Below are 18,596 nucleotides of genomic sequence, written 5' to 3'. Positions count from 1 at the left end.
GCATTCGCTTCCGCTGTGACAAATTGCCCAGTTAATCTGCTAACGCTTTACTTGCCATCTCATCTGCCATTACTAACGCTTGATATAAGCTAGTAGCACTAGCATCGCCACGCCCTGCCAAATCAAGCGCCGTACCATGATCAACTGAGGTGCGAATATAAGGCAAGCCCAAGGTTAAATTAACGGTATCACCAAAACCATGAGATTTCAGCACAGGTAAACCTTGGTCATGGAACATCGCAATCACGGCATCGCAATCACTCAAATGTCGTGGCGTAAATAAAGTATCAGCGGGCATGGCTTCTGAAATATCAGCCCCTTTTACGATAAACTCTTGCAAGACAGGATTGATAATATCAATCTCTTCCATGCCTAGATGACCGCCCTCGCCTGCATGCGGATTCAGACCGCACACTAAAATACGCGGATTTTTAAGACCGAATTTCGACTGCATATCATCGAGTACAATTTGTACCGTTTGGCGTACATTGTCTTTAGTGATTGCCGCAGGAACATCTCTTAATGCCAAATGGGTAGTGACAAGCGCGACTTTCATGGCTTGATTGGCAAGCATCATCACTACTTTATCACAGCCACTTTGCTGCATAAAAAATTCAGTATGACCGCTAAACATGGTGCCATCTAACAGTTTAATATCCGCATCAATCAATGCAGATTTTTGCAAAGGACCCGTGACAATGGCAGCAACATTGTGAGTGACCGCAAGTTTATGAGCAATCTCCAACTGCTGAGCGACCATAATCGCGTTATTAATGTCAATTTGTCCGGCAATTACAGGCGCACCGCATGGCACATCGAGCAAGATAAAATCATTGGTATTGGCACTCGCATCCTCACCCGACTGCTGTGCTACCGCCTCAACAAAATCCGTTGCTTCCGCTTGTGCGTCTACGATTTGCCACGAAGGGCAACTTTGTAACACGCCCGCAGCGATAAGCTGCTCGGCACGAGCCTGCATAGCTTCCGCATCAGCTGTCACCCAAATAGGACGCCCAAAACCTTGTAATTTATTTTCTTGCGCCAAGATTAGCACCACATCCATACCAATGCCAGCAGGCTCACCCGTGGTTAGGAGTAAAGGTTGTTTTTGCATCAAAATATCCTTATTAAGATAATAACTATCAGTTTTTATTGTGTTTTTTGAATACTTTCTACTGTTTTAAAATACCGTTTTACGCATGATTCACATTTATAATCGCACTAAAGTTATGATGAAAAACAATCAATTCAGACTCAGTGCGCTTGTAATGTGATAGACTTTCGCCCTTGATTGTAACATCAATTACCGCGTCATTAGCGCGCGTTTTGGTACCGCTATTGTTGGTATTTAATACGTGTTTTGAAGATATTGCTGGTGACAGCATTTGCTTATAATGGTAATTGTTCATGATAGTAATTGCTCATCATGGTAAGCGCTGGTGATAGCAAGAGTCACAGCGTGCTCGATTTTACAATTTAAAACTCTACCCCTTTTAACGTTTATATACTGATAAATCATTAGGCACTCATGGCAGACATAGATAAAACTGACGACTTACTCAACCAGACCCCGCCGCATAATATTGATATCGAAAAGGCGTTACTGGCTTCTTTGATGAGTATTGAAGAGGCGTATGACAAGATTGCCGATATCGTCTCTAAAGACGATTTTTATGCTGGACGACATCAGCATATTTTTGATGCGATTGCGCATTTGGCAGCGGTAAATGAGCCTTATGATACGGTGATGGTGCATGATTGGTTAGAGGCACAAAAACTCTTAAAAAATGCAGGCGGTGACAGCTATCTTGCCGATATTTTAAGCCAAAGCCCAGCGACGTTATTTAACTTGACTGCCTATGCGCAGCGTGTCCGCGAGCTATCAACCCTGCGTCAGTTGATTACTACTGGGAACGATATGCTGACCCTTGCATATAACCCTAAAGACAGAACCGTCAGTGATATTTTAGACAGTGTAGAAGCTAAGATTTTTAGCATTAATGAGCAACATAATAAGCGCGCTGAACAGCGTGGACCCGTTGGCATTACTGCCGTTTTAACCAATGTTATCGATAAAATACAAGAGCTGAAATCCAATCCTGACGGCATGATTGGTCTACAAACGCCTTTTGTGGAATTAAATAATAAAACCCAAGGCTTACAAGCAGGCGATTTGGTGATTGTTGCGGCGCGTCCGTCTATGGGTAAAACTACCTTTGCCATGAACTTGGCGGAAGGGATTTTGTTTAATGAAGATTTGCCCGTCGTGGTGTTCTCGATGGAGATGCCTGCTGAGTCTATCGTCATGCGTCTGCTGTCCTCGTGGGGCGCGATTAATCAAACTCACCTACGCTCAGGGCAGATGAATGAAGATGAATGGGCAAAAATGATGAACGCCATTCAGCATTTGCAATCGAAGCATTTATACATTGATGACAGCACTGCGCTACCGCCATCCGAGCTGCGCTCACGCTGTCGCCGTATTGCCAAAAACCATGACGGTAAGCTCGGCGCTATTATTGTCGATTATCTACAATTAATGAAAGTGCCGAGTCTTGATGGCAACCGCGTTGGGGAGATTTCCGAGATTTCACGCAGTTTAAAAGCCTTAGCACGTGAGCTTGAATGCCCAGTTATCGCGTTATCGCAGTTAAATCGCAGCTTGGAGAATCGCCCCAATAAACGCCCGATTATGTCCGATTTGCGTGAATCTGGAGCGATTGAGCAGGATGCCGATTTGATTATGTTTATTTATCGTGATGAGGTTTATAATGAGAATTCAGACCACAAAGGCGTGGCTGAAATTATTATTGGTAAGCAACGTAATGGTCCTATTGGCACGCTGAGATTGGCGTTTGAGGGACAATTTACCCGCTTTACCAACCTGACGCCTGAATATTATCAAGGCAAGAGCTTTGATGATGAGTAGCATTTAAGTGCTTGCTTATCATTCATTAATTTATTTTTATACATTTATTTTTCATCCCATTCCGCTACAGATAGTAAATCGCTATTCATAAAAAGAGCTTTGACTAATCTGTAGCTTTGCTTTACCACCCTGCTAATAAAGAAGCCGATTATGCGCACCATCACGATTAAGCCTCAAGCACTCACCCACAACTTAAATCAAGTCAAAAAACGAGCACCCACTGCCAAAATATTAGCAATGGTAAAAGCCAATGCGTATGGTCATGGGGTTAAAGCTGTATTGCCTGCCTTGCAGCAAGCAGATGGTATTGGCGTGGCAACGCTGATAGAGGCGTTAGAAGCACGCGACTTGGGTTGGAATAAAATGATCGGCTTAATTGAAGGGGTATTTAACCAAGCAGAATGGCAGCAGGCGATTGACAATGACTTAAGCTGTGTGATTCATCATTATCCGCAGCTTGAATGGGCGTTAGACAATGTCCCTGCGATTGCCAACCAAGCGCGGCAGGTTTGGCTAAAATATAATACTGGCATGAACCGCTTGGGCTTCAATGAGCAGACTATTTTGGATGCTGCTCAGCGTCTGCATGATGCCGGTTATCGAATGATATTAACCACTCATTTTGCCAATGCTGACGACGTTGATCACCCGCTCAATACCATTCAAAAACAACGCTTTGCTGATATGCTAGCGCGATTGCGTGACACTGTGAGTCAAGATGTTCAAGGCTCGCTATGTAATTCAGCCGGTTTGGTCAATTTTCCCGACAGTCATTATGATTGGGTGCGCCCCGGTATCATGCTATATGGCAGCTCACCCATTAAGAATACCTCTGCAAATGAGTTAAATTTGCAACCCGCGATGGATTTTAGCGCCCAAATTATGGCGCTACAAACGATAAAAGTGGGCGATGCCATTGGTTATGGCAGTCACTGGATTGCGCAGCAAGAAACCAGAACCGCGCTGGTCAGTATCGGCTATGGCGATGGCTATCCACGCATACTCGATAAAAACGCCTATGTTTCTGTGATTGATGAAAGCAGCAAGCAAAGCTATCCTTGCCCCGTTCGTGGTCGGGTGGCAATGGATATGATTGTCATTGATATCAGCTCAACGCCGACAACGCTTGCTTTAAATAGCAAGGTGATACTTTGGGGCAGCGTTCCCCATGTTGATGAAGTAGCAAATCATGCAGGCACTATTGGCTATGAGCTGCTATGCCGATTGAGTACCCGACCTGTTCGTACACAAACGTCATCATTAGAATAAAAACGTGGTTTTACGCTCATCAAATAGCACAGATAAATAACATAGTTAATATAAATAACATAGATAAAATGGTAGGCTGATTGCTTAAAAAACAGCCTTACTTATTATGGCAAAATTGGGCGTTTACATTATCCTCAATTACGCTATACTAAAATTTTGTTGTCAGCACGGTATTGGTCATTTTACCATGCCGTCGCCTACTGATAACCTCCCATTTTTCACTGACTGTGTTCGACTGCTAGGATTGCTATGAGCTTGCGCCATTTTTTAACTTTATCTGATTTAACCAAACAAGAACTAGAAGCCCTTATTAAACGCGGCAGCGAGTTGCGAAAAATGCAGCATGCGGGCGAGATTTACCAACCTTTTGTTGGTCGGACGTTGGGCATGATTTTTGAAAAATCCTCTACCCGTACGCGTATCTCGTTTGAGACTGGTATGGGGCAGTTTGGTGGCAGTGCCATTTTTTTATCGCCAAATGACACGCAACTGGGTCGCGGTGAGCCATTAGAAGATTCAGCCCGTGTCATATCGAGCATGGTCGATATCATTATGATTCGTACCTTTGGGCATGAAAAAGTTGAGACCTTTGCTGAGTACTCTAGTGTACCGATTATCAATGCTTTAACCGATGAGTTTCATCCGTGCCAATTATTGGCGGATATGCAAACGTATTATGAGCATCACGGCAGTATCGAAAATAAAATCGTCACATGGGTTGGTGATGGTAATAATATGTGCGCCTCCTATATGCAAGCGGCAAATCAGTTTGGCTTTGAGCTACGCATAGCAGCACCTTATGGCTTTGAGCCTGATCCGGTACTGATGGAACGCTTCTCACATTGCGTCAGCCTAGTTGAAAATGTCCAAGATGCCGCGAAAGATTCTAACCTGATTGTCACCGATGTGTGGGCAAGTATGGGGCAAGAGTCTGAGCAAAGCACCCGTGCGCGCCGTTTTGCGCCTTATCAAGTGACGCCTTCACTATTAGATAAAGCCGATCCTGAAGTGGTGTTTATGCACTGCTTGCCTGCGCATCGTGGCGAAGAGATTTCTCATGATATGCTTGATGACCCGCGTTCAGTGGTTTGGGATGAAGCTGAAAACCGTTTACATGCGCAAAAAGCACTGATGGAATTTTTATTAAAAGATAAAATTAAATTGTCTTAATCATATAAAAACGTCATTAAAAAGCGCATAAATAAAAAACACATAAAAAAGGCAGGCTACTTAACGTAACCTGCCTTTTTTATGTTTTATACCTAAGTATCAATACATGATATTTATTAAGCAAGCATTAGCGCAAAATGGTTTTAACACCTTCACTCCCTGCTTTTAATAGGATATCCGCTTGGTTGGCGGCAAAAATACCGTTACAAACCACACCAACGATATTGTTTAATTGCTGCTCAAGGGCGATAGGGTCGCTAACATCCAAGTCATAAGTATCCAAAATCACGTTTCCATAATCGGTGACGAAATCTTCACGATAGACTGGTTCGCCGCCCAATTGTGCCAATTGACGAGCAACATACGAGCGCGCTTGCGGCAATACTTCAATCGGCACAGGAAATGCGCGCCCAAGCACCTCAACCATCTTGCTGTCATCAACCATACATACAAACTTATTAGATGCCGCCGCGACGATTTTTTCTCGAGTCAATGCACCGCCGCCACCTTTAATCAGTTGCAATTGTACATTCACTTCATCTGCGCCATCGATGTAAAGGTCAAGCGTACCGGCAAAGTTTAAATCTACTATTTCAATACCAAGCGCACGGAGCTTATCTTCGGTCACTTGCGAGCTAGCAACCGCACCGGCAAGCCTGAGCGTGGGTAACAATTCAATCAGGCAATTAACCGTGCTGCCCGTCCCTACCCCAAGTATCATATCGTCTTCGATATAACGTAACGCGGCTTTAGCAGCGGCTTGCTTTTGTGCGTGCTGATCACTCATCATAAATCCTTGGCAACGTAAAAGAATATAAAAATGCGCGCCTATTATAACGGAAGTCTGGCTGATACAAATTCTAATTTAGTCCCTATTTAAAGGTTATTTAACTATAATCTCAACTTTAGAACGCGCTAAAAACTTTATTGTCTTCCCAAAACAGGACTTAAAATTGCAATTGAGTCTTGCAAGATGCTGAAAATCGGCATAGGCTAATCTAGCTATTTTTATACTCACCTCTTTTTTTATTTTTATCTACCGTTTATTTAGGAAAAATTATGTTGTCACACTGGGTACGAGCCATATTGCAAGCCACTGTCTATGATGTTGCTATTCAGACCCCTCTTGAGCCTGCACCGAAGCTGACCCAGCGTTTCGCCAATGACATTCGTCTGAAGCGCGAAGACCTGCAACCTGTTTTTTCCTTTAAATTACGCGGTGCTTATAACCGCATTAGCCAATTAAGCGACGAGCAAAAGGCACGTGGGGTCATTTGTGCCTCAGCAGGCAATCATGCGCAAGGGGTGGCTTACTCGGCACGAAAACTATCTCTTAATAATATTATTGTCATGCCGACCACGACCCCTGATATCAAAGTTGACGCGGTTAAAGCACTGGGCGGTAACGTAGATTTGTATGGTGATAGCTTTGATGAAGCTAACCGCTACGCTATCGATCGCGCTGAGCGTGAAGGCTTAACTTTTATTCCACCGTATGACGACGAGTTAGTGATTGCGGGACAAGGGACGATTGGGCTTGAACTGACCCAACAATGGCGCGACATGGATTATGTTTTTGTCGCTACTGGTGGCGGTGGTCTTATCGCAGGTGTTGCCGCATTCTTAGGTGAAGTTGCCCCGCATGTAAAAGTTATTTCAGTAGAAGCGGAAGAAGCTGCCTGTTTAAAAGCGGCGCTTGCAGCCGGTGAACGGGTGCGCTTACCACAAGTCGGTCTTTTCGTTGATGGCGTGGCGGTGGCAGAAATCGGCAAGATACCATTTGACGTTATTCGTATGCAAAAAAGCGATGGTTCAGGACCAGTGGTCGAGCCTGAAGTTGTGACCTGTACCAATGATGAAGTATGCGCTGCGATCAAGGACGTCTTTGAAGAAAATCGCAGCATCGTTGAGCCAGCTGGCGCATTATCCGTTGCCGGTATGAAAAAATATATTAAAGCCAATAACTTACAAGGTAAAAACTGCGTTGGTATTATTTGCGGTGCGAACATGAACTTTGATCGCTTGCGTTATATCGCTGAGCGCACTGAAATTGGTGAGAAAAAAGAAGCCATCTTTGCCGTGACCATTCCCGAAAAAACAGGCGCATTTTTAGACTTCTGCCGTAGTCTACATGGTCGCAATATCACTGAATTTAACTATCGTGCAGACAATCAAAAGTCACCGGACTCAATGGAACCTGCAGCGATTTTTGTGGGTATTGCCTTAAAAGAAGGTGAAAAAGAGCGTCAAACTATCAGTACACAGTTAGCCGCTGATGGTTACACAGCACACGATTTAACTGATGACGATATTGCTAAATCGCATATTCGCCATTTGATTGGTGGTCATGCGCATGTAGAAAACGAACAATTACTCAAGATTAGATTTCCTGAACGTCCGGGCGCACTATTGACCTTCTTAGAAAAATTGGGCGATGATTTTAATATTACCTTATTCCATTATCGTAATCACGGCGCTGCTGAAGGACGCGTGTTGGTAGGCTTGCAAGCCTCCGAGAGCAACTCGCGTTTACTACAAGACGCGCTCCTTGATATCGGCTACCAATGTACGACCGTCAGTGATAATATTGGTTATCAATTATTTTTAAAATAAGATAAATTTACGGCTTAAACTTGCGGTTCAGTGTTCTTTTTAATTGAGATATTTTTGATTGAGATGTTATGAAGCAAATTCTAATCATTATGGCGTTATGTGTTTTAGCATTTTATGGCTATCAAAAATTTCAAGTAACTGAGACTGAATCCGCTACTACTGTGCCTACTTTCACTGCTGCTGACTTAGAAAACATACCACCGTCTTATAATGATTCATCTCCTGAACCGCAAGCGCTGACTACACCAATGACTACTGCAACTAATACATCACCGAATACACCCAGTTTCACTTGTGATGGTAGACAGCACTGTTCACAAATGAAATCCTGTGAAGAAGCCACCTACTTTATAAAACATTGTCCCAATACTAAAATGGATGGCAATAATGACGGTATTCCTTGCGAAGACCAATTCTGTCGTTAATAACTATGTTATTTTTATAAAAGAAGTATCTTTTATTGAAAATGTAATCATATCTTTGAATGGTTTAGAAACACATTCCATTAAAATTAATTGATTAAATAGTATTAATATCATATGAGGTTTTGATGAGTAAAAATAACGATATACCCAGTACGCCAAGCAAAATTCGTCTTGATAAATGGCTGTGGGCGGCACGCTTTTATAGAACGCGCTCGCTTGCTAAACAAGCAATCGAAAGCGGGCGCGTACATTACGGTGGTAGCCGCGTGAAGAGCAGTAAAGAGATTACGGTCGGTGACGAGCTGACCATTCGTCAAGGGTCTGCCACTGCAATGACTGAAAAAACAGTGACCGTTGAAGCGCTCACAGCTCAGCGAGGCGATGCTACTGCCGCCCAAGTCTTATATTCAGAGACTACTGAAAGCGAAGAGCGCCGCGCCTATTTTGCCGAACAGCGTAAACTTGCCAACCTTGCGCGTCCTGATAATAAGCCCAATAAGAAAGAACGCCGTGATTTGCATCGCTTTAAAAATAGTCGAGACTAATGTGTTCTGTATCAACATTTGCTTGCTCAATTTATGATCAGTCACTTATTAAGCGTTTAAGCTAAACCACAGTATCCTTGGCGTTTCAACGAATGAACGCTATTGTCTAACCTAGACACTTGCCATTTTAGGTATTAAGCGTTACGCTAAATACTGATTTATTTATCCATTAGCATGCTCATAAGCCGCATTATCAGTGCTGGTTTTTTATGGCATGTTTTTTTGTTATAAAAGGTCTCACTATGCTCATGAAAGCGTCTACACCATCATCTGTATTGTTGGTTTGTTTGGGCAATATTTGCAGGTCACCGACTGCCGAGGAGATTTTCCGTCAGCAAGCAGCGGTGGCAGGGCTTGCAATGAAAGTAGACTCAGCGGGTACAGGAAATTGGCATATTGGGCATGCACCCGATGAGCGAGCTCAGCGTCATGCCAAAGCGCACGGCTATAACATCAGTAAACTGAAAGCACGCCAAGTAAATGTAGATGACTTTCGTAATTTTGATTTGATTTTGGCAATGGATGGTCAAAACTTAGCCGACCTCCAAGTCATTAAAGACAGCATGACGGACACAGAAGACAGCTTGGCTAAACTGGCTTTGTTTAGTGAAGAAGACCCTACCTATGGTGGCGACGACGTACCCGACCCTTATCAAGGTGATGGTGATGCTTTTGAGGAAGTGATTGAGCGTATTGAGTCAAGCTCGCAGGCTTGGATTGAAAGCTGGAGAACCAACTAAATTTCAGCGGGTTCGTTATTATTTGACCGTATAAAGATAGACACAATTCGCCATTAAAAATTAGCTATTTTATCTACTTTTTAATGGCTTATCCCTTATACTGTTCTGTATATTGATGATGACTTTATTATCATTTATTAACCAATTAAACCTTATCTGTTCGCCCAATAGGTTGTGTTATGACCCTAGCTTTACACTCTACTCCTACAGTCCAACAGGGCTTATCTCATAAACCACATCATAACTTATCGCATGACTTGTCACATGCAAACACGATGGCATTAGCTTGCGTGGCGGATACTGTGGTGACGTTAACGGATGAGGCGCAGCTTGATGAGTTTATGGCAAGCGATGATGGCAGTGTGCCGTTATTCGTATTGTCTGGCGGTAGTAATGTCCTGTTACCCGCCAAGCTACACGCGACGGTATTACAACCACAGATGCGTGGTATTAACATCACGCAACAGACCGATGAGTATGTCGACATTGAAGTGATGGCAGGTGAAAACTGGCATGATTTGGTTACGCATACTGTCAGTCAAGGATTCTATGGGCTAGAGAATTTAGCGCTGATACCCGGATTAACTGGTGCTGCTCCAGTACAAAATATTGGTGCGTATGGCGTACAACTAGAGGACTGTCTACAATATGTCCGTGCGTATCATTTACCGAGTAAAACGTGGCAGCGTTTATCAGCCAATGATTGCCAGTTTGGCTATCGTGATAGTCTGTTTAAACGAGCCCCAAATACGTGGTTGATTAGCCGTGTGGGCTTTCGTTTGCATACGGACGCTGCGCGAGTTTTGGCAAGTTATGGCGATGTACAAACAGTGGCGCAAACTTATGCGACACAGGACGGACGCGAGCAGCCGAATCCTGCGGATGTGATGCAGGCAATTATTGATATTAGACAACAAAAATTACCTGACCCTAAGCAATTGCCTAATTGTGGGAGTTTTTTCCAAAACCCTATTATTAGTCAAGCGCAATTTACCGCCCTACAAGTCTCTTATCCCCATATTGTCGGCTATCCTATGCCTGAATCAACGGTCAAAGTGGCGGCAGGTTGGCTCATTGAACAGGCAGGCTTAAAAGGTGGCGGTATCGCTCCTGTGTTTACGCATCAACAACAAGCGCTGGTTTTGACGAATCACAGTCCATATCAGTCGACCCAAGACGATGTTGCTAACGCCCAAAACTATATTGCTTCCTGTGTTTACGACAAATTTGCGATAACTTTGGCACGTGAGCCTGTTTGGGTTAATGCTGATGCCACTATTGGACAGGGTCAGTATGCTGTCTAAGCGACTATTATCTAAACGCCTGTGGCGCTACTATTTGCGCTCAGCGGAGCGTACGATTAAAGTCTTTCGCATCATTCATATTACTTTTGTGGTTGGCTCAGCGATTATTATTGTGGTATTGGTCAGTTTATTTACCCCATTATTTTCTCGCGTCGTTATTTATATTTTTCAGCATTTGCCATTACCCACTATGACTGGCGCGGCGATGAGCTCGCCGCCGACGGCTTATGTAATACTTGGTGGTGGTCTGACTAATGATAGTGACAATCGTATTATATTAAATGGCTATAGTCTCAACCGTGTTCGTACTACTGCGACGGCATACCATGATCTGCCGCTACCTGTAGTATTGAGTGGTGCTGAAGCGCCTTGGCTTGGGCAATGGCTCATTGAGCATGGTATCGATGGGATTATCAGCGAAAATGCCAGTATGAACACGTGCGAAAATGCGCGTTTCACCGCTAAACGCATCCCCTTACATCACGTTTACCTCGTCACTGACAGCTATCATATGGCACGTGCGCGTCGGCAGTTTGCGTTAAATAATATTAACACCACCCCAATTGATGCACCATTACCAGTTAGGCGTGATTGGATGCAACCAGCACAAAATCTAAGCCATTCTCGCCGTGCAGTATACGAAATTGCCGCCTATCTGCGCGATGTGATTCGACCGCAGTCGAACTGTCGCCACGCTGACGAGGTGAGTGAACAGCAATTATTAACGCCAAGAGGTAATGCGATAAAGACCTTTAACTAAATACTCTTATTAAAAATAACGTTATCAAAAACACAGTGATATTAAATATAGTTATCTGCATTTAATATCACTTAGAGTAAGCATCAATACTTACTCTATGGATAAACAGCGTATAATAGGACTTACAGCCTATCCAAAAATTATCCGCTTCGAGGTCTATCATGCTCAGCATTTTTTTATTAATTCCATTGAGTCTAATGCTGTTTGTGGTGGCTATTTGGGCGGTACGTTACGCGGTGAAATCCAATCAGTTTGAGGATTTGGACAACGCGTCACAGCGCATTATTTTAGACGATCGCCAAGAGCGCCGCCAAACCCTTCAAGCTCACGACTACACCAACACTGGCAACAATCCTATAGATCAATCTACAATTAATGAAGCGAGCATTCAAACATCGCTTACAAACGATAATAATAAAAACGAAACCGAATATTAGTTAAATATATTATATAATAATATATTATGTTATAATTTTAGAAGCTTAATAAGTAACAACCAATGCTCAATACTATGAGCTATCGACAGTTTTTCCCAAACTATCTTTTATTTGAAGAGACGTTCATTATGACCATCGCTTTATTAGTCGCCGCATTACTGATGGGATTTTTTGGTTCACCACATTGCTTGGGTATGTGTGGCGGTCTTGTTGCCGCTTTTGGTTTATCCATGAAAGATGTTAGCCCAGCCAAACGTCGTGGCTTGATTGCAACGTACCATCTTGGGCGTTTGCTTAGCTACGCCTCTTTAGGGTTAATTGCGGGTTTAATTGGTACAACTGTCCTAGCGCCTGTCATGGTAGGTAATAATATCCCGCGTATTTTACTGGGTTTGGTATTAGTATTTGTGGGCATGACGATGCTTGGCGCACCTTTTTTAACGAAACTTGAACGTCTAGGTATGCGCTTTTGGCAAGCTTTGGCGCCCTTACGCAAAAAAGTATTTCCTCTCACCACCTTTCCACGAGCATTGACGGCAGGTTTATTATGGGGGTTTTTACCTTGCGGACTGGTTTATGGTGCGCTACTTATCGCTGTTGTTGGTCATGAACCTTTAACTGGTGCGGTCTTGATGTTTGCGTTTGGGTTAGGTACTGTACCCATGTTGGTTGCCACCCATGAAACCGTGAGCTGGTTGCGCAATCAAATTGGGCGCTTGCGCTTGCGACAAATGAATGGCGCTATCATGATGCTATCAGGACTGGCTGTCATTGTCGTGCCGATGGCGATGAGCAGTATGCATGGTGGACACAGTAGTCATGGTGGCGATATGCAAATGGATCATAGTAGTCATTCAGCGATGATATCTGATGCTGGTACGTCCGCACATCATGATATGAGCCAAATGAATCATACTATGACGCCTGAAATGGCACCTAATATGGATCATAGCATGCATGATATGAGTGCTATGCCAAGCGAGCACAATATGAATAATGAGCATACCGCTACCATGGAACATGCCCATTAATAACAAATAATCACCGCTAACTTTTTATGTAAAATATAACGACAGTAAGAAAAAAACCATCAATGCTACTGATAACGTTGATGGTTTTTTTATGGTTAATTATTTATTACTTATTAAGCATTTATCACTTATAGTGAAAACACACTACTAGTGTAAAAGTGCTCGACAATAACTATGAACAATTACTGCTGCCATTGCTCAAGAGTGAACTTGGTATCTAAATGCTTCTCTAATGCTGGTAAATTAAAGGCATCGTCTTCGCTAACAAAGCTAATACTAATGCCTGTCTGTCCAGCGCGTCCAGTGCGTCCAATACGATGCACATAATCATCAGGTTGTTCTGGCAACGTATAATTAATCACATGACTGATATCGTCAACATGAATACCGCGCCCAGCGACATCGGTCGCTACCAATATTGACGCATGACCATCCTTAAAACGCTGTAAATATTTCTCACGTTTTTGCTGAATCACATCACCAGATAGCATAACGATGTTATGCCCTTGACGCAGTTTATGATACAGACGTTTCACTTGGTCTTTACGATTGGCAAAGATAATAACTTTATCCACGCCCTCATCGTTGAGAATACGCTCTAGTGCTTCTAATTTCTGACTTTCTGTTAGTAGATAAAAATGCTGCTCTACCAGCTCACTGGTCTTATGTTCCGGCTCAATTTCGACAAACTGTGGCTCATGCAACCAGCGATAGGCTAAATTCATCACATCTTGGTTAAATGTTGCCGAAAACAGTAAGCTTTGGCGGTCAGTATTCGGCGGCATTCTACCTACCAAACGCTTGATATCAGGAATAAAACCCATATCCAACATACGGTCGGCTTCATCTAATACCAATACTTCCACACGGTCAAGATATACCATGCCTTTATTCATTAAATCAATCAGACGTCCTGGTGTGGCAATCAAAATATCAACATATTGACGCTCAAGCTCATGCTGCTGCGTTTCATAATTCGTACCACCCATGATACATACACTATGCAGCGAGGTATATTTAGTCAATGCGATACAATCATCAAATATCTGCTGCGCAAGCTCGCGAGTAGGCGCCATCACAACGGCACGTGGCTCACCTAAATAGCGATCTTCATCACTCGCAAAAGGACGCGTAAGCAATGCTTCCATAATTGTCAGCAAAAATGTGGCGGTCTTTCCTGTACCCGTTTGCGCCTGCCCGATAGCATCTTGATGCGCTAAGGTATGTGGCAATATTTGCGCTTGAATGGCAGTCAGCTCGGTAAACCCTAAGTCATCGATTGCTTTTAATGTCGGTGCTGACAGTGGTAAGTCCGTAAAAGTCGTGAAGTTACTCAAAAAATTATCCTTATATGATTATATAATGACCGTTTAACTATAAAACGCCATCAAACGCAAAAAAGCCAAGCCCAATATCTATATTTTACCGAATGCATGGTGATACTCTGCACCTCGGTAAGATAAGACAGGCTTGACTCAGTAGTATATCAGTAGTTCACTCTGCCATTAACGCTAAACTGCAATAATGACTAAATGGCTTACTCGCCTACTTTTCTAACTTCTTCAGCTTGCAGACCTTTTTCACCTTCAGTAACGATGAATTCAACTTTTTCACCATCTTGCAATGAGCGATAGCCATCACCTTGAATCGCGCGGAAATGGACAAAAATATCTTCGCCACTGTCACGTTGAATGAAGCCAAAACCTTTTGAGTCATTAAACCACTTGACGATACCTTGTTCACGAGCTGACATAATCATATTTCCTAAAAATTGTGCTTAGTCGCCTATTTATTTGCTACATTGTATATAGACGGAATCTAAGTAAAGTCATAAAATCAGAATTTAAGACCAGTTATTTAACTAAAAAGTATGGATACACATATAACTATCATCATAATCATTCGTTAAACGGACTTAAAAATGAGCCGCTTGCAAGCGTACCAGTAACAAGCTTGCAATATTTATTACCTAAAAAACATCATAACACGGGTTTATAGCAACATAAAGCATTTTAACTCGATTTTTGACGGCTCTATGACCTTTTCTATCATTACTTTATAAAATGCCAGTCAAACTGTTATGATAAAGGACAATCGCCACAGTTTAATAATAAAACATTTAAAAAATCGCTATCCCTTATTTACTTTTACCTCTTTACTTCCTTATATATAGAGAAAATTATGAGCGCGACTTCTCAATCCTCAACGCAAAACATATCCCTATCGTCCGACGAAGCCCAATCTTTGACGCGTAAATTACTGTTAGTTAATGGCGTGAATCTCAATCTACTTGGTAAGCGTGAGCCTGAAATATATGGTCACACTACTCTGGCTGATATCGAGGCACAATTAAGCGCATGTGCGGCTGAACATGGTATTGAACTTATTTGCATTCAGTCCAATCATGAAGGTAAACTGATTGATGACATTCAGCATTATGGCTTATTAGCACCCGCTACTGAGCAAGTTGATGCCATTATTATTAATCCTGCTGCTTTTACACATACGTCCGTTGCGCTCCGTGATGCGCTGCTCGCCACCCAAAAGCCCTTTATCGAAGTGCATTTGTCCAATGTTCATACGCGTGAGCCATTTCGACATCTTTCTTATTTGAGTGATGTGGCAGTCGGCGTGATTTGCGGTCTAGGGCATCTTGGCTATCAGATGGCGCTAAATTATTGGTTAGTGAACACGTACAACATTAATTTAGCGGAATAACAACCTCGGTAACTGAAGCCTACTGGTTAAATAAGTGATGCTTCATTACAATATCAACGCTGAACTAAGAACCACGAGCCGCAGTCATCCACCGCTCAAAAAATAACAGCTCAGCACATAACAGCTCAATACACACTATATAGTCAATAATACACGGTGATATGAATGGCAAAATCGTCCGGAAAACGCTTTATGAAATTGGCAGGTATGACAGCAAGTATTGCGGGTAAGGCGGCGAAGAATTCATTGAAGCATTTCTCTAGTGACGAAGAGAAACGCCTACAAGCGCGCTCAGAGATGATGCAAGACGTGGGCATTCAAATTGCCGAGACCCTTGGTGAGATGAAAGGCGCGGTCATGAAGGTGGGTCAAATTGCCTCGCAGTATAAAGATGTGTTTCCACCTGAAGTGGCAAGCGCTTTAGAAAAGTTGCAAAAAGATGCACCGGCGATGCCTTATGCGCAGATACGGGCGCAAGTTGAAAATGAGCTGCAAGGTAATATTAATGATTTATTTATCAGCTTTGAAGAAATACCATTTGCGGCAGCGTCTATCGGACAAGTGCACAGAGCCATTCTGCCATCAGGTCAAAAAGTCGTCGTCAAAGTACAGTATCCCGATGTCGATAAAAACTGCGATAGTGATTTAAAACAAGTGCGTATGGCGCTGAAAATTGCTGGCGTGCTCAATATGAGCCGTACGCTACAAGAACAGCTGTTTCATGAGATTCGTCAAAGCTTACATGATGAGCTTGACTATATTAAAGAGGCGCATAACTTACGAGTATTTGGCGCGTTTCATTCTAGAGATGACGGTATCATTATTCCAAGAGTTATCAGTAGTCATTCTTCCAAACGGGTTCTGACGTTGACTGAAGAGATGGGCGAGCCGTTAGCGATTGCCGCAACATGGGATAACGATATTAAGCAAAAAATTGCGACGCATTTGTTTCACTTTAGTGCAGGACAACTGTTTGGCTTATATCGTATGCACTGCGACCCGCATCCAGGAAATTTTGCTTTTCGTGCTGATGGTAGCGTCGTTGCTTATGACTTTGGTGGCATTCGCAGCTATAGCGACAGTGAAGTACAGCTGTTTCGACGCTTTGCTCAACACGCTATCAAAGGTGATGTGACCGCCCTTGAACAAGATTTAATTGCCTTAGAAGTGCGTCGCGACAATAAAACCCATGTACCGGGTGAGTTTTATCAAAAATGGCTGTCTATTGGGCTAAAATCATTATCCATTCCTCCTTATCAAGAAGGTGCGTTCGATTTTTCCAAGAGCCAAGTGCATCACGAAGCAATTACCCAGATGCGCGCATCATTAAAATATTTTGGACAGTTTCAACCGTCAGCAACCACCATGATGATGGATCGCACCGTATCTGGACAATATTGGAATTTGGTTAATTTAGGCGTTGAGATTGATTTATCACCGCTGGTGCATCACTATTTAGATATGCCTACTTAAAGATACTTATGTACCTATACTTGTACAGATACTTTTTTAGCTAAGAAGACCGACAAACTCATAAACTGATAGCACGTTATGAGTTGCGGCTAGATGTGCAAAGCATGACCACAGCGATCACAAAATTCTGCATTGACGGCATGACCAAATTTTCCACAGTTTGGACAAGCTATAGGGTTCAGCTGTGGGCGCATATTACGCGCAAGCTCAGCAGTAAAAATACCGGTCGGTACGGCAATAATAGAGTAACCCGTTATCATGACCATTGATGCAATCGCTTGCCCGATTGGCGTTTTAGGAGACATATCACCATAGCCGGTCGTGGTTACCGTCACAACCGCCCAATAAATAGACACTGGAATACTGGTAAAACCATTTTCCGGCCCTTCAACGACATAGATAACCGCGCCAAAAATCGTAACTAATAATACGAGAGACAAGAAAAACACGGTAATCTTTTGCTGACTGGTCTTTAGCGCTGATGCTAAAAACCCTGCTTGCTGCATATACGCTTTGAGCTTGAGTACGCGAAACACCCGTAATATTCTCAAGATTCGTACCACCAATAGATATTGCACACCCACAAACATCAGGCTTAAATAGCTTGGCAGTACCGATAATAAATCTACAACCCCAAAGAAACTAAACGCGTAACGCAATCTGTTGGGTGCTGAAAACAGTCTTAATAAATATTCAATCGTAAATAAAATGGTAAAAAACCATTCGGCATAAAAGAATATAGTGCCAAACTGCAAACGCATGTAGAGCACACTATCGAGCATGACTACAGACACGCTGGCTAAAATGGCAATCAAGAGCACAATATCAAAAAATTTACCCAAGCGCGTATCCGTACCTTCAACAATGATATGAATACGGTTACGTAGGTGGGCAATAGCTTCAGCAGTCGGTTGCTTCATAAGATCAGTAGCTTCGTGAAATCAATAGTTTCATAGATACGAGAGAGTTAAAGTAGGATAGATAAGTCTAGGTTGGTTAAATTGTGCAGAAGTGGTTTATAATATTAAACCGTCACGATTCAAGTGCTCACAGTGTAGCAAAAAATCGCCATTAACGACATACAATTCGTTAACTTGCATATCAGCGTATTAATGTCGTTGAGCTTGCATAAGCAAACTGTGTAAATAATCAAAATTGCATGAACAACTATAAATAGCGGTC

At 42.8% G+C, this 18,596-nt stretch carries 18 protein-coding genes and 1 pseudogene; 13 read left to right on the top strand and 6 right to left on the bottom strand.

Going from position 1 to position 18,596, the window contains the following annotated elements; translation table 11 throughout:
* Nucleotides 1-31: 31 nt before the first annotated feature.
* Both pdxA and AOC03_RS00295 read right to left on the bottom strand, forming a co-directional pair.
* On the bottom strand, nucleotides 32-1,114 hold the full coding sequence (gene pdxA, locus AOC03_RS00300; protein WP_062533072.1) for a 4-hydroxythreonine-4-phosphate dehydrogenase PdxA: 1,083 nt from the start codon (nucleotides 1,112-1,114) through the stop codon (nucleotides 32-34).
* Between the two features lie 79 nt (nucleotides 1,115-1,193).
* A complete protein-coding gene (locus tag AOC03_RS00295; protein ID WP_062533071.1) occupies nucleotides 1,194-1,409 on the bottom strand; it encodes a hypothetical protein in 216 nt (71 codons plus the stop codon).
* 119 nt (nucleotides 1,410-1,528) lie between these two features.
* Between AOC03_RS00295 and dnaB the strand changes: the two genes are divergently transcribed.
* The 3 genes from dnaB to argF all read left to right on the top strand — a co-directional run bounded on the left by dnaB (nucleotide 1,529) and on the right by argF (nucleotide 5,368).
* Nucleotides 1,529-2,929, top strand: a complete 1,401-nt coding sequence (gene dnaB / locus AOC03_RS00290) for a replicative DNA helicase (protein WP_062533070.1) — start codon at nucleotides 1,529-1,531, stop codon at nucleotides 2,927-2,929.
* A gap of 150 nt (nucleotides 2,930-3,079) precedes the next feature.
* Nucleotides 3,080-4,198, top strand: coding sequence for an alanine racemase (gene alr / locus AOC03_RS00285; protein ID WP_062533069.1), 1,119 nt, complete (start codon nucleotides 3,080-3,082; stop codon nucleotides 4,196-4,198).
* A 249-nt stretch (nucleotides 4,199-4,447) separates the two neighbouring features.
* Nucleotides 4,448-5,368 carry an ornithine carbamoyltransferase gene (argF, locus tag AOC03_RS00280; protein WP_062533068.1) on the top strand — a complete coding sequence of 307 codons (921 nt, stop codon included), beginning with the start codon at nucleotides 4,448-4,450 and terminating at the stop codon, nucleotides 5,366-5,368.
* A gap of 127 nt (nucleotides 5,369-5,495) precedes the next feature.
* On the opposite strand, the gene rpiA is transcribed toward argF, so the two are convergent.
* A complete protein-coding gene (gene rpiA, locus AOC03_RS00275; RefSeq protein ID WP_062533067.1) occupies nucleotides 5,496-6,155 on the bottom strand; it encodes a ribose-5-phosphate isomerase RpiA in 660 nt (219 codons plus the stop codon).
* Nucleotides 6,156-6,427: 272 nt separating this feature from the next.
* Between rpiA and ilvA the strand changes: the two genes are divergently transcribed.
* From ilvA to AOC03_RS00235, 8 genes and pseudogenes are all read left to right on the top strand, one after another.
* Nucleotides 6,428-7,981: a threonine ammonia-lyase, biosynthetic gene (ilvA, locus tag AOC03_RS00270; protein WP_062533066.1), complete on the top strand. Its 1,554-nt coding sequence runs from the start codon at nucleotides 6,428-6,430 to the stop codon at nucleotides 7,979-7,981.
* Nucleotides 7,982-8,247: 266 nt separating this feature from the next.
* A pseudogene (locus tag AOC03_RS13025) lies at nucleotides 8,248-8,406 on the top strand (excalibur calcium-binding domain-containing protein); the annotation flags it as partial.
* Nucleotides 8,407-8,531: 125 nt separating this feature from the next.
* Entirely contained in the window at nucleotides 8,532-8,951 is a 420-nt protein-coding gene (locus tag AOC03_RS00260) for an RNA-binding S4 domain-containing protein (protein ID WP_062533064.1), read from the top strand.
* Between the two features lie 242 nt (nucleotides 8,952-9,193).
* A complete protein-coding gene (locus AOC03_RS00255; RefSeq protein ID WP_062533063.1) occupies nucleotides 9,194-9,691 on the top strand; it encodes a low molecular weight protein-tyrosine-phosphatase in 498 nt (165 codons plus the stop codon).
* Between the two features lie 179 nt (nucleotides 9,692-9,870).
* Nucleotides 9,871-10,995, top strand: a complete 1,125-nt coding sequence (murB, locus tag AOC03_RS00250) for a UDP-N-acetylmuramate dehydrogenase (protein WP_062533062.1) — start codon at nucleotides 9,871-9,873, stop codon at nucleotides 10,993-10,995.
* A complete protein-coding gene (locus AOC03_RS00245; protein WP_062533061.1) occupies nucleotides 10,985-11,755 on the top strand; it encodes a YdcF family protein in 771 nt (256 codons plus the stop codon). Before murB ends, AOC03_RS00245 begins: the two co-directional genes overlap by 11 nt.
* Nucleotides 11,756-11,916: 161 nt before the next feature.
* Nucleotides 11,917-12,192, top strand: a complete 276-nt coding sequence (gene ccoS, locus AOC03_RS00240; protein WP_062533060.1) for a cbb3-type cytochrome oxidase assembly protein CcoS — start codon at nucleotides 11,917-11,919, stop codon at nucleotides 12,190-12,192.
* A 128-nt stretch (nucleotides 12,193-12,320) separates the two neighbouring features.
* Entirely contained in the window at nucleotides 12,321-13,223 is a 903-nt protein-coding gene (locus AOC03_RS00235; protein WP_062536302.1) for a sulfite exporter TauE/SafE family protein, read from the top strand.
* Between the two features lie 182 nt (nucleotides 13,224-13,405).
* Here AOC03_RS00235 and AOC03_RS00230 read toward each other — a convergent pair whose 3' ends face one another.
* Nucleotides 13,406-14,560 carry a DEAD/DEAH box helicase gene (locus AOC03_RS00230; RefSeq protein ID WP_062533059.1) on the bottom strand — a complete coding sequence of 385 codons (1,155 nt, stop codon included), beginning with the start codon at nucleotides 14,558-14,560 and terminating at the stop codon, nucleotides 13,406-13,408.
* A gap of 200 nt (nucleotides 14,561-14,760) precedes the next feature.
* On the bottom strand, nucleotides 14,761-14,976 hold the full coding sequence (locus AOC03_RS00225) for a cold shock domain-containing protein (RefSeq protein WP_062533058.1): 216 nt from the start codon (nucleotides 14,974-14,976) through the stop codon (nucleotides 14,761-14,763).
* A 428-nt stretch (nucleotides 14,977-15,404) separates the two neighbouring features.
* Here AOC03_RS00225 and aroQ point away from each other — a divergent pair, with 428 nt between their 5' ends.
* Both aroQ and AOC03_RS00215 read left to right on the top strand, forming a co-directional pair.
* The gene (gene aroQ, locus AOC03_RS00220; protein ID WP_062533057.1) at nucleotides 15,405-15,941 is read left to right on the top strand and encodes a type II 3-dehydroquinate dehydratase; all 537 of its coding nucleotides are present in this window, start codon (nucleotides 15,405-15,407) and stop codon (nucleotides 15,939-15,941) included.
* Nucleotides 15,942-16,106: 165 nt separating this feature from the next.
* Nucleotides 16,107-17,414 carry an AarF/ABC1/UbiB kinase family protein gene (locus AOC03_RS00215; RefSeq protein WP_062533055.1) on the top strand — a complete coding sequence of 436 codons (1,308 nt, stop codon included), beginning with the start codon at nucleotides 16,107-16,109 and terminating at the stop codon, nucleotides 17,412-17,414.
* Nucleotides 17,415-17,503: 89 nt separating this feature from the next.
* Here the strand turns inward: AOC03_RS00215 and AOC03_RS00210 are convergent, their stop codons facing one another.
* Nucleotides 17,504-18,334, bottom strand: coding sequence for an ion transporter (locus AOC03_RS00210; RefSeq protein ID WP_062533053.1), 831 nt, complete (start codon nucleotides 18,332-18,334; stop codon nucleotides 17,504-17,506).
* Nucleotides 18,335-18,596: the final 262 nt, after the last annotated feature.

The organism is Psychrobacter urativorans (assembly GCF_001298525.1).
GTDB classification, from domain to species: domain Bacteria; phylum Pseudomonadota; class Gammaproteobacteria; order Pseudomonadales; family Moraxellaceae; genus Psychrobacter; species Psychrobacter urativorans_A.
This window is presented reverse-complemented; position numbering and strand designations above follow the sequence as displayed.